The organism is Pseudoalteromonas sp. S1612 (genome assembly GCF_005887175.1).
Taxonomy (GTDB): Bacteria; Pseudomonadota; Gammaproteobacteria; order Enterobacterales; family Alteromonadaceae; genus Pseudoalteromonas; species Pseudoalteromonas undina.
This window is the reverse complement of sequence record NZ_PNDH01000008.1, coordinates 102,174-114,725: the sequence shown is the minus strand read 5'-3', so window position 1 is coordinate 114,725 and position 12,552 is coordinate 102,174. Positions and strand designations below refer to the sequence as shown.

At 41.7% G+C, this 12,552-nt stretch carries 10 protein-coding genes and 1 riboswitch; all 10 genes read right to left on the bottom strand.

Features of this window, described 5'->3' with window-relative positions; translation table 11 throughout:
• Positions 1-6: 6 nt before the first annotated feature.
• The 10 genes from hrpB to flhA all read right to left on the bottom strand — a co-directional run bounded on the left by hrpB (position 7) and on the right by flhA (position 12,544).
• Positions 7-2,430, bottom strand: a complete 2,424-nt coding sequence (gene hrpB / locus CWB78_RS03305) for an ATP-dependent helicase HrpB (RefSeq protein WP_138594208.1) — start codon at positions 2,428-2,430, stop codon at positions 7-9.
• A 48-nt stretch (positions 2,431-2,478) separates the two neighbouring features.
• A complete protein-coding gene (locus CWB78_RS03300; protein ID WP_010391201.1) occupies positions 2,479-2,895 on the bottom strand; it encodes a flagellar FliJ family protein in 417 nt (138 codons plus the stop codon).
• Positions 2,888-4,237 (bottom strand): FliI/YscN family ATPase, encoded by a 1,350-nt coding sequence (locus CWB78_RS03295; protein WP_138594206.1) that lies wholly within the window; start codon positions 4,235-4,237, stop codon positions 2,888-2,890. The genes CWB78_RS03300 and CWB78_RS03295 overlap by 8 nt, the downstream gene beginning before the upstream one ends.
• Positions 4,230-4,862, bottom strand: coding sequence for a FliH/SctL family protein (locus tag CWB78_RS03290; protein ID WP_138594204.1), 633 nt, complete (start codon positions 4,860-4,862; stop codon positions 4,230-4,232). The genes CWB78_RS03295 and CWB78_RS03290 overlap by 8 nt, the downstream gene beginning before the upstream one ends.
• Positions 4,863-4,864: 2 nt before the next feature.
• A complete protein-coding gene (locus CWB78_RS03285; RefSeq protein ID WP_010391197.1) occupies positions 4,865-5,884 on the bottom strand; it encodes a FliG C-terminal domain-containing protein in 1,020 nt (339 codons plus the stop codon).
• The gene (gene fliF, locus CWB78_RS03280; protein ID WP_138594202.1) at positions 5,865-7,592 is read right to left on the bottom strand and encodes a flagellar basal-body MS-ring/collar protein FliF; all 1,728 of its coding nucleotides are present in this window, start codon (positions 7,590-7,592) and stop codon (positions 5,865-5,867) included. The genes CWB78_RS03285 and fliF overlap by 20 nt, the downstream gene beginning before the upstream one ends.
• Positions 7,593-7,600: 8 nt before the next feature.
• Positions 7,601-7,924 carry a flagellar hook-basal body complex protein FliE gene (gene fliE, locus CWB78_RS03275; RefSeq protein ID WP_138594200.1) on the bottom strand — a complete coding sequence of 108 codons (324 nt, stop codon included), beginning with the start codon at positions 7,922-7,924 and terminating at the stop codon, positions 7,601-7,603.
• 17 nt (positions 7,925-7,941) lie between these two features.
• On the bottom strand, positions 7,942-9,255 hold the full coding sequence (locus CWB78_RS03270) for a sigma-54-dependent transcriptional regulator (RefSeq protein ID WP_138594198.1): 1,314 nt from the start codon (positions 9,253-9,255) through the stop codon (positions 7,942-7,944).
• A 20-nt stretch (positions 9,256-9,275) separates the two neighbouring features.
• Positions 9,276-10,148, bottom strand: coding sequence for a MotY family protein (locus CWB78_RS03265; protein WP_138594196.1), 873 nt, complete (start codon positions 10,146-10,148; stop codon positions 9,276-9,278).
• 97 nt (positions 10,149-10,245) lie between these two features.
• Positions 10,246-10,328: riboswitch (cyclic di-GMP riboswitch) on the bottom strand.
• Positions 10,329-10,468: 140 nt separating this feature from the next.
• A complete protein-coding gene (gene flhA, locus CWB78_RS03260) occupies positions 10,469-12,544 on the bottom strand; it encodes a flagellar biosynthesis protein FlhA (protein WP_138594193.1) in 2,076 nt (691 codons plus the stop codon).
• Positions 12,545-12,552: the final 8 nt, after the last annotated feature.

Sequence of the window (12,552 nt, the reverse complement as noted above, 5' to 3'; positions counted from 1 at the left end):
GCGTGATCACATTCTGCTTTTTACCCTATTAGTGGCAACGCTATTGGCAGGATCGTCTGGCCAAAAATGTTTGGGGTAGCGCCCTTTCATCTCTTTTTGTACCTCGCGGTAACTACTATTCCAAAAATGTGCTAAGTCTTGAGTTAACTGTAGTGAACGCTTGCCTGGAGATAACAACTCCATTAGCAGTGTTAATTTACCGTTAGCTAACATAGGCGTGCTGGTTAAACCATATACTTCTTGCATGCGCACACTAAGCTTGGCAGGTCCATCAAGTTGGTATTCAATTTTTATGTTAGAGCCACTTGGTACTGTTAGCCGCAGTGGGAGTAAAGATTTTAGCTCGCTTTGCTGTTGCCAATTAAAACAATTTTGTAGTGCCTCAAAATAATTAAACTTTTTAAGTTGCTCAAGGGTTTTAATATCTTCAAGGTATGCCCCTAACCAATCACCTGCTGTTTCAATGAGCTGCTGACTAATAATAGGAAACTGTTCTGGCATCAGTTTGCTAGCTAGGCACATTCTAATAAGTAGTTGCTCACTTTCTTTTTGCTCGTTAAACAGTGAAAAGCCCTGTTTGGCAAACAAACTAAGCCATGCCTTGGTGCGCTCTGTTTTATCAAGCTTATGTTTACTTGGTTGGCTACTAAGGGTAATTTCCCCAAGTTTTACTTCATCTTGATGAATAAACCGAGCGGCTTTTTCATCAAACTCGCAGCGGGTCAACTCAGTGAATAAATGCGGTAAATACTCTTTAAGCGCTAATGGATTTAGCGCCGTGGCTGCAAAAACTCGCCCGCCTTTATGCCCGCCCATACTGGCAATAGCTATATATTCGTCATTATGCCAGTAGTCAGGGTTTAGTTCAGCCCCTGCGCCATTTGCTAATAAGTAGCCATTGCCACGTTTTTTAGCAATCCGATCTGGATAGCCAAGCGACACTAATAAGCTCAAATGTTCAGTGTTTAAATCTGTACGGCTGTCGGTAAATTTTAAGCGTTTTAACCAATAATTTAATTGCTGCTTAAACACCGGATGTGGTCGTTGTTGTTGACTATGCAGTGCTAGGTTGAGCTCATTGGCAGTGTTAACTCGGCTTTCTAGTAAGGCCACTAAATAAATAGCTAATCGATAAATCCCACTTAACCGTGGCTCTAACATTTGCGCTTTTAATAACATATGCGCTAAGCGAATATCGGCACCAAAGCCCAACATTTTACTACCCAAAGCGGTGAGTTTACCGTTACTATCTATGGCTTCAAGCATAGATAATAAATTAGTAGCTTGGCTGCATTGTTGCTCACTCGGCGGGTCAAGTAAGGTGAGTTCACTAATACTTGCGCCCCACTGCTTCGCCTCAAGCATCAATTGGCTAATATCTGAGGTAAGAATATTGGGGTTATCGTGGCTGTTTCGTCTCTCAAAAGTTTGTTTTGAACCTAATCGATACACAACTCCTGGTTCTATTCTTCCTGCACGCCCTGCGCGTTGTACTGCCGATGAACGCGATATACTTTGCGTGGTGAGCTCAGTGACACCGGTTTTTAAATTAAAGCTAGCTGCACGGCGCTTGCCGCTATCAACCACAATTCTAATACCTTCAATGGTTAAGCTGGTTTCAGCAACATTGGTCGTTAGTACAACTTTTCGCATCCCTTGAGGCGCAGGTGAAATTGCAGCTTGTTGATTAGCTTTATCTTGTTCGCCAAATAATGTGGCAACAATACAATCATTAGGCAAGTCGCTCAGCGCTTGCTGCACTCGCAGTATTTCACGCTGGCCGGGTAAAAATACCAGCGCACTGCCTGTTTGCTCATTGAGTGCTTGTTTTATTATTGGTGGAATAGCATCAAGCCAGCGGCTTTCATCTTTTATTGGGCAATATATTTCGTCAATGGGGTAACTTCGCCCGTTTGATTGAATTACTGGGCAATTAAAAAACCCAGTGTAGCGTTCGCTATCAAGGGTGGCCGACATCAACATAATGGTTAAATCTTCACGCAGTGCCGCTTGCGATTCTAAAGCAAAAGCCAGTGCGGTATCTGCTGCGATGGAACGCTCATGAAACTCATCAAAAATAAGTAAATCAACATCACTAAGCTCAGGATCATTTTGTAACATGCGCGTAAGCATGCCTTCGGTAACTATTTCAAGGCGAGTTTGTGTGCTGACTTTACTTTCACCTCGCACCCGTAAACCGACACTTTGCCCTAGCGTTTCGTTTTGGCTGTGCGCTAAATAGTTAGCAATATTTCTTGCTGCTAAGCGCCGCGGCTCTAACATGACGATGTGCTTATAATGCCCATCGCGCATAAGCTGTAATGGCAACCATGTTGATTTACCAGCACCAGGCGGCGCTTGTAGTAAGGTGATTGGGTTGGCTTTTAAAGCATCAATGAGTGAAGTATATATTTCTTGAACCGGCAGCACGCTATTTACCCTAAATTACTTTGCCGCCATTGTAGCAAAAATTAGTCGTTATTTATGCAGAGTACGACTATGTGCTTGGCTGATCATTTCGTCTAACGTTTTAGCCTCTTGCTGCTGCGCTTTATTTTGATCAGCACGATGCCTATTACTCACTATTCCTTCTATGCCTTTGGTGAAGCTCATTTGCTTAAAACAAGCTTGCTGCTGACGTAATTCATCTTGCTGTGAATCATCAATACGCGCTTGTTGCTGCGTCGATAAGCCAGACAAAATACGCTTCATCCCTGATAAATTTTGTAAGCTTAGCGCCGAGCTCATTTGCTGGTTTTTATCCATACTGTTTATGTGCTGCTGAAGCTGCGATAAACGTTGCTGCTCTAGATTACTTCTTTGTTGTAACTGAGTTTGCTCGGCCAGCATTTTATCTAATTTTTGTTGTTGTAATCCTAAAAATTTATTAAGCATTCAGTTTACCCATCACTGTATTTAATTGAGTTATTGACTGTGAAAAATCCACTTGTTCGTTCAACCCTTGGCATAGAAATGATTCGATTTGTGGATACAAATTTACCGCACTGTCGAGTTCCGGATCTTTGCCTGCTTGATACGCCCCTAAAGGAATAAGCTCATGCACTTGCATGTAACGGCTATAAAGCTTTTTCAATTTATAACAAAAACTTAGCTGCTCATCACTTACTATATTAGGCATTACTCGGCTAATCGATGAACCAATATTAATGGCCGGATAGTGGCCCTTTTCTGCTAAGGTGCGATCCAATACTATATGGCCATCAAGAATTGCTCGGGCATTATCGGCTATTGGATCTTGTTGATCGTCGCCTTCAGCTAATACTGTATAAATGGCGGTCATGCTGCCTTTGCTTTTTTCACTATTACCGGAACTCTCAACCAGCTGGGTTAATTTACTAAATACCGATGGCGGGTATCCTTTAGATGCAGGCAGCTCACCTACCGATAAGCCAATTTCTCGCTGTGCTTGCGCATAGCGGGTTAATGAGTCCATCAACAGCAATACATTTGAATTTTTATCTCTAAAATAAGCCGCCAATTTATGGCTAAGCTCGGCCGCTTTAATACGCAATAAGGGAGAATCGTCTGCTGGGGATGCTATTACGATGGCTTTTTTTAAGCCTTCTTTACCTAGGCTTTGCTCAATAAAATCTTTTACTTCCCAACCACGCTCACCGACAAGGCTTACAATAACCACATCGGCAGAGGTAAAGCGGGTCATCATGCCAAGCAACTTACTTTTACCTACACCCGAACCTGCAAATAGCCCTAAACGCTGGCCTTTTCCCACACTAAATAAGCTATTAATAGCGCGAATACCCACATCTAACGGCTCGATAACGCCTTTGCGCTCCAGCGGCGTTAAAGAATAATCGTTACCCAATTTACTGGCGCTTTTTGTACTGTCTTGTTCAAGTGGGCCTAAGTTATCAATCGGCTGCATTTGCGCATCAAGCACACGCCCTAATAACTTTTCTGAAATAGCCACATGGCTGTTTTTTATAACTGGCCTAACGCGTCCACCTGAATATAAATTTTGAATTTTTTTTAGTGGCATTAAATAGGCTTCATCTTGATTAAAACCTACTACTTCAGCGTCATACCAGTGGCCATCAACACTTTCTACTTGGTATTTTTCACCCATAGCAAATTGCCCACCGGTAGCGGTAAGCGTTAAACCATTAACTCGTGTTAAACGGCCATAGCTTTTAACTAATTCAGGCGGGGTTAGCGCTTTCAGCGCAGACTTTAAGCTGGTGTGTAAAGGGTTAGTCATGCGGTTGCGCTTTTAAAATTTCAGGTATCACTTCATCCAGTAGACTTTGTAATCGCTCTGAAAAAGAAAATCGATGTGTTTGTTGCTCTGCCACCAATTCAACATCTCCACTGATCAGAGCTTCGTCAAAATAAACCGGCACTAAAAACTCAGCTAAACGTGCATCATCAAAACAGTGGCGATCAGAGCCTGAGAACATAACTTTTGTTACTACATCGCGATTGCTAAGCAAGGTAATGGCTTTTTCAATAAGCTGCGCGCGTATTTCGGGGCGTACTTTTAGCTCGCAGTCAATAACGTGCTCAGCCAAGGTACTTATCATTAAGGCAAGGTCTTGTTTAAACTCATCATTAAAGTTAAGTAGCTCATTATTAGCTTTATCAAATAAAGTATTAAAACGTTCAATAAGCTGTGTTTTTTGCGCTTCAAGACGCTCAGAAACACGCAACTCTATTTGTTGCTCCATTTGTTGCTCTAATTCGCTTTGCTTATTGGCAGCCCCTTGCGCGAGCCCTTCTTCATAGCCCTGCTGTAAACCAACACGCTGAGCAGCATCTAAACGCTCTTGCAGCGTTTGATGTTGCTCATTTTTATTTAAAGTGGGAAACCTAAATGCTTGACTCATAGTTAGCCTGCAGTCTCTTCTTCAAATAAGCGATATTCAATATCACCTTGTTTACTCATGTCTCTAACTATCGACATAATTTCTTTTCTGGCGGCAATCACTTTGCTCAGTGGTTGCGCGCTTAAACCATCAATTTGCTGCTGATACACTTGCGCTAAACGTTTAGGTAGTGCACCTAAAACACGCGCTAAAAACTCGCTGTTTACACCCTTTAACGACATAGTCCATAACTCATCAGGAATGTCATTAAGCAACAAGGTTAGTGTCTCGTCTGTTTGCTTGATTAAGCCATCAAAGTCGTACATTTTCTCTTGTATTTCATCAGCCACGTTAGTGTTATGTTTTTTCATTAGTTCGATAATTTGGCTCTTATTACCGTTGTAACGATTCATAATTTCTACCGCTTTATCGACACCATTCACTTGTGCGCCTACTTGGCGGCCAACAAACTCAATACACGACTCAAGCGTTAAGCGCACATCATCAATAACGTGTTCGCTCACTTCACGAAGACTGGCAATTCGATACAGTAAATCATCATGCTTCGATTCTGGAAACAGTACAATAATGGCTGAGGCTTGCTCTGGGGGTAAAAAGGCCAAAAACAGCGCTTGCATTTGCACATGTTCCTGATCTAAAAAACGTACTATAAGCTCTGGCGGGATCCACTCTAAACGACGTAAATCGTCATTCATTGCACCACCATAAATATCATCAAGCATAGTTTTGGCAAGCTTACGGCCGACGGCTTTATCAAGTGCTCGCTCTAAATACACACGCGACGCGCCATTGACACCACTTTCATTGCGGTAGCAATCAAAAAATTCACTCAAGGTGCCTGCAACATCCTGTTGAGTAACGTTTGAAATTTTAGCCATGCGCTCAGAAATAGCCTGTACTTCACGGCGGCCTAATTTACGAATAACACTGGCGGCATTTTCCTCGCCCATACTTAGCAATAAAATAGCGGCGCGATCTAACGCCGGTAATTGTGAGCCTTTATCAAGCTTTTCTTGATTCAATTTCAACTCCTTGTTCTACCCAATATTTTATTACCGACGTGACACGCTCGGTTTCTTTATTAGCAAGTAACTGCATGTGCGCTATTTGTTCTTCAAAGTCATTGCCTATTTGCGGTAACGACATATTTTGATGTTCACTTACGCCCTCTTTGGCAGTTAAGTTTTCTATTTGCGATTTAGCATTAATGGCGTCATCAAGCGGACTGCTTTGTCTTTCTGTTGTAGAGGCTGATTTAACCTCATTATCAGCGGTTGCCATGGCGTTGTTTGCTTCGTTACTTTTACCTTTTATTAAGTGATTAACTAAAGGGCGCACACCAAATAAAATCAGCAATAAACTAATTAAAGTACCCACAATATAACGGGCATACTCTTTAAGCTCGGGCATTTGCCACCATTCAAGACCTTCACCTGGGGCTAGTATTTTTTGTTCTACAAAGGCAAAGCTAGTGATGTTGAATTGATCGCCGCGTGCGTCGTTAAACCCCGTGGCCTTTTTTACCATTTCACCTAATGAAGCCAGCTTTTCTTCGCTCCAGCCATCAGCTGTTCCAGCTACTTGCTCATTGATAAGTACCGATAAGCTCATGTTTTTAATGCGGCCTACTTCAAATTGGGTGTGAGTCACTGAGCGACCATTTTCAAACTGTCGCTTACTCTCATTTCGTTGTGAAGTTCGCTCGTTGTTTTCATCTTCAGCTTGTTCGTTAGGCACAGGTGGCTCATTAGCTAAAGAGCCCGGAATACCAGCCGCCAGCTGATCTAGGGTGCTATCAGATTTAATAAACTCTTGTGTTAATACATTTTGTGGGTCAACCATTTCACGTGTTTCTTCAACCACACTAAAATCAACATCACTAGAAACCTGAATTCTAAAATTACCTTCACCCAAAATTGGCAACAACATAATAGAGGCGCGTTGCTCTATGTTGCGCTCAACTTTTTCAATAAAGGCGAGCTTTTTATCGGTTTCTTTGCCTACTGGGGTGGTATCAAATAAGTCGCCGCTGAGTAATTTACCACGCTGATCCACCACCGACACAGAACGAGAATCAAGCCCAGGCACACTGCCAATAATCAGTGCAATAATGGCTTCCACTTGCTCTGGTTTAAGTTCGTGTCCTGGCGCTAAATCAACCATCACAGACGCTGCGGTTTTTTGCTCAGTACGCCCTACAAATAAGCTGCGCTTAGGGACTGCCAAGTGCACCCGCGCATTACGTATGCCTTGCATGTTAATAATGGTGCGTGCCAACTCACCTTCTAAGGCATGCTGGTATTGCATAGATTCGATAAATTGACTGGTGCCCATAGACACTTTGTCGCTAATATTCTCAATACCCTCAGGCATAGAGGCTTTTATTCCTCTCGCCGCCAGCGTGATTCGCGCATCAGCCAATTTTTCTTGCGGCACTAAAATATTACCGCTATCGGTATCAATGCGGAACGTGATTTGTTCTTTATCTAAAATTTCTAAAATATTGGCTTTATCGTAGCTTTCTTGATTACCGTAAAGCGGTACATAATTTTTAGCCGAGGTCCATAAAATAAGGACTATGGTCGCCGCCACTAAGGTGGCTAACAATGCAATAGTTGCGACACTTCTGTCACCCGAGCTACCTAAGTTGAGCTTATTTGAAAGATTAACTACTCTTTCTTTTAAATTGCTCTCATTTTTCTCAGGTACTTTTGCTAATTCTCCTTTCATATCAGCCTCTACAGTGACATGCGCATGACATCATCAATGCCATTGAGCACTTTATTGCGCATTTCCATCAGCATAGAAAAACTAAGCCCCGCTTTTTGACTGGCGATCATCGCCCCGACTACGTCTTCACTTTCACCGGTATCAACGGCTTTTACCATCTCACCAGCTATATTTTGTTGGGCGTTTATAGAGCGAATAACATGCTTAAAATCTTCACTAATATTTACATTTTGATTACTGATAGCAGCCGGCTCTATGCTCTCTGGACCTGCAACTTTTTGCATGTCCATCATTTTGCCCAGCATCATTTGTTGACTTTCAATTGGCGACATTCTTTTTTTCCTTCAAATTATGCAATTGCATCAATATCAATACCGCATTCACGCATAGCGGCAATTTTATATCTTAATGCTCGGGTAGTTACGCCAAGCGCCTGTGCAGTTTGGGTGCGATGCCCTTTAAATCGACTCAATAAACTGTATATATAATCAAACTCCGCCTGCTTTTTGTTCTCTTTTAACTGAGAAGCACAGAAATCGACAGCCGCTGGTGAGCATTCTGGTAAATTTAAATCTTCAACCTGAATTTCAACGCCTCTGGCCATCACTAAAGCTCGTTGGATTACGTTTTCAATTTCTCGTACATTGCCCGGCCAGTTGTAACAAAGCATCACATCTTCGGCTTGCTTGCTAATATGAAACTCAGAGTTGCCGTATTTTTTTATAAAGTGATGAGCCAATGGAATGATGTCATCAACACGATCCCGAAGTGCTGGCCAGCTAAGCGGTAATACATCTAGTCGATAAAATAAGTCTTCACGAAAAGCGCCTTGCTCAACTTGTTCTCGCAGTACGCGGTTAGAGGCGGCAATAATGCGTATATCTAAACTTATTTTTTGATGACTGCCGAGTCTTTCAACTTCTCGCTCTTGTAATACGCGCAGTAATTTAGCTTGAAGTTCCAATGGCAGCTCAGTAATTTCATCAAGTAAAATAGTGCCGCCATTGGCCAGCTCAAATTTACCTGGCTGAGCATTCACCGCGCCGGTGAACGCGCCTTTATTAAAACCAAATAACATGGCTTCAAGCATATTTTCAGGAATAGCGGCACAGTTAACCGCAATAAATGGATTATCTCTACGCTCTGAAGCTTTATGAATAAAGTGCGCTAACTTCTCTTTACCTGTTCCCGATTCGCCAGTGATCAACACCCCTGCGGCGGTTTGAGCCGCGCGATTAGCCAAACGAAGTACTTGCTGTGACTTAGTTGAAACAGCGATTAAATCTTCAAACCCATGCTTCATTGAATCGGTGTTTCTGATTGTTTTTTTAAGCTGTTCTGCAAAGAAAGGTTTTAATAAATAATCAACTGCGCCACCGGCATTAATTGTTTTTGAAGCAATTTCACTTTGTGAAGAATCGACTAACGTCACAATTTGCGAAGTGGGGCATGTCTTACGCAGTAATTTTACTAATTCAACCAATTCGAGCTGTTGAGTATCTGCATCAACAAACACAAGCTCTGGCTTACTTATAAGGCAGTGGCTAACCGCATCGCTGATGGAGTTTGTATGCAGAAACTTAAAGTTTTCGGCAAATACAACCTGCTGAATTTCAGACGTTGGCTGTTGTTCACTGATCCATAAGAGGTATCTTTGACTCATATTATTCCTTTGCGGTGCAATTAACTTGAGTGTCGGAAAAGACGAACTAAAACACGGCGATTAGACGATGCGCCCTGCTTTGAATTTTTAATAATGGGATAACGTTGACCATGCGCTCTTACTTCTAACATGTCTTTTGGTAAACCAAATTCAATGAGTCTGGCAGCAACGTCATCTGCTCTTTCTTTTGAAAGCAACCGATTTGACAGCGGCGAACCCGTATTATCTGTGTGGCCATCAACTAGCACTTTACTTACGCGACTGTCTAAAGAAATGTAACGCACTAAATCTTTTAAAAATTTAAGATCTTTAGCCGTTGTTACTGTGCGCTGTCCACTGGCAAACTGTAATTGATGATCGCGTGCTTGCTCCCAAGAAAGCGGCGATAAATTAGCTAAACACTGTTGATAATCAGCAACTATTTCATCGCTATGGGTATTAGTAAAGGTCAGGCGAAGTTGTTCATCACCAAAGTTTATAACGCTGTCTAACCAACCGCCCTGCTTAATGACGCGAAGTAATGCGGTCATATCTGCAGAAAATTGTATTTCATTGTCTTTAATATCTTTAGACATAAAGTTAAGTGGCGTGAGAACTGTATTTGCTGGCTGCCAATCGGCTTTACGAGAGAGAACATGCAAACTTTTTATCGGTTTATCTTGTAAAAGCCAAGTAAATACAAGTTTTTGCTGTTGTGCTGGTACTGATTTCACTTCAAGTAGCGCATAATTATCAAAGCGCTGTTTGAGTGAGCACGCAAACGGGTTGCTACTTACTGACCAAGTAGAGTTTTCGTAGTTTTGCACCAGGTTTTGCTCTGATGTGTGCCCCTGCGAGGACATAAACACAGCACAGGGCAATGCAAATTTAATCAGCTGAGTTAATCTATTCATGTATATTCCGTATAAAGTTAAATAGAACAATTAAGTTTTTTAAATCAATAGCGAAATACAACAAATACAAACACAGTATTAATGAATATCACTAAGTTAATGTAACCCCACGATCGTAGCGATAGCCTTAGACTGGGAGCTTTGCGTCCTATGCTTTCGCATAGTTTGCCATTTAATTTACTTAAGCATTATTTTAAACCAACATAAAAACTAGTAACTATGTACAATAAAAACAACAGACTATAGTTAAATATCATTAAATGCAAATATTACTATGTAAAATTCATAGTCAGTTCATTTTATGCTCATTTTACAGTCATTCATCCCAACGAACCGAGTATATCTACCCGAATGGTATCTGGAATTTCATTATAAGAAAGAACAACTAAGCTACCCTTAGTAAAGGTTTTTGCGTAACGAGCTAATAGCGGCCGAAGCTGCGGCACTACAATTAATGTAGGCGTTACCCCTCTTGATTTCATGTCTTCGACTATCATCGGCATTGTGCGTTGAAATTGCCCTAGTAAATTAGGGTCTACCGCAAAACTATCTAGTGCAACTTTGCCAGCCTGCATAGCTTGATCAAGTGAGCTTTGTAAGGTGCTTTCTAGTTTTTCATCTAAGCTGTAGGCACTGAGTTCATCACGATTACCCATCACCTGTTTTACCAATACTTTTTGCAGTGCGCAGCGTACGTCTGAAACCAGTAAAATCGGATCTTTAGTTACCTCAACACTGTCTATTAATGTGCCGGCGATAGTGACTATGTCTTTAATACTTATGTGTTCTTTTAGTAGTAAACGAATCACTTTTAGCTGTAAATTAGTCGGTAATGCTTTTTCGAAGGTTTCGGCTAAGCTAGGTGAGATTTCTTTTAGTCGCTCATTAAGCTTTTGTACGTCTTCATAACTAAATAACTCATCTAAATGTTCTTTGATCACTTTGCCGGTATGAGTAGCAATAATGGTGCCTAAATCAACCACTGAGTAACCCATATTCAACGCTTGGGTTTTACTGTCATCTTTTATCCAAACAGCCTCAAGCCCATAAGCAGGATCAGTGGTTAATTCACCATCTAAGCTGCCGTATACATCGCCGGTGTTTAACGCGAGTAACTCTTTGGCGTTTACATTAGCACTTGCAACAGGCACACCGGCTAAGTTTACTTTGTATTCTTGTGGGTTTAATTTTAGGTTATCTTTTATTCTGATCTCCGGTAATAAAAACCCAAGTTGCTCAGAGAGATTTTTACGTACACCTCTTAAGGTTTTTACCAGCTCTTCCCCTTTGTCTTTATCGGCTAAATAAACCAAACGAAAGCCAAGCTCAACCGATAATTTATCAACATGAGAAATATCTCCCCATTCTAAGTTAGCCTGTTGCTCACTTAAAATGGTGTCGGTCATTTGTTCGGCTTCAATTAAAGAGTTATCGGGGAGAGAGCGCTGTAATCGCCAAGCAACATAAAATAATGGCGCGGCAAACCCTAAAAAGGCGACAGTCGGCATCCCGGGCACAATACCAAGCGTAACCATAATTAATGCAGCAGTAAAAATAACACGTGGAGAGGCAAGTAACTGCTTACCTACTGCTTCACTTACATCGCCTTCATCGTTCATACGCGTAACAATAATTGCAGCAGCAACCGCGAGTAATAACGAAGGAATTTGCGCAACTAAGCCATCACCTATGGTTAACAGTGCAAAACGCTGAAACGCTTCGGCTAAGCTTAAACCATGTTGAAAAGCACCAATTGAAACACCGCCCAACAGGTTGATCACTAATATAATTAAGCCAGCTATAGCATCACCGCGTACAAACTTAGATGCACCATCCATAGAGCCATAAAAATCGGCTTCTTGAGCTATAGTACTGCGTCGCTCTTTTGCTTGCTCAGGGCCAATTAATCCGGCATTTAAATCAGCGTCAATTGCCATTTGTTTACCGGGCATGGCGTCTAGAGTAAAGCGTGCAGCCACCTCAGAAATACGCTCACCGCCTTTGGTAATAACCACAAAGTTAATCACCATTAAAATAACAAACACCACAATACCAACGACGTAGTTACCGCCTATAACCACTTCACCAAACGCTTGAATAACGCGACCTGCCACATCTGAGCCTTCATGGCCATGCAGTAATACCACACGTGTTGAAGCAATGTTTAGGGTTAAACGCATCAAGGTGGCGACTAATAAAATAGTCGGAAATACAGAAAAATCGAGCGGCTTTTTAGTAGACACAGCGACTAACAATACAATCACCGACAATACAATGTTGAAGGTAAACAATGCATCTAATAGCCATCCTGGTAATGGCAAAATAACCATCGACAAAACAGCTAACAGCAAAATAGGAATAGCGGTATAAGGTTGAGTAAAACTGCGCCAGTTCAAATTATAAC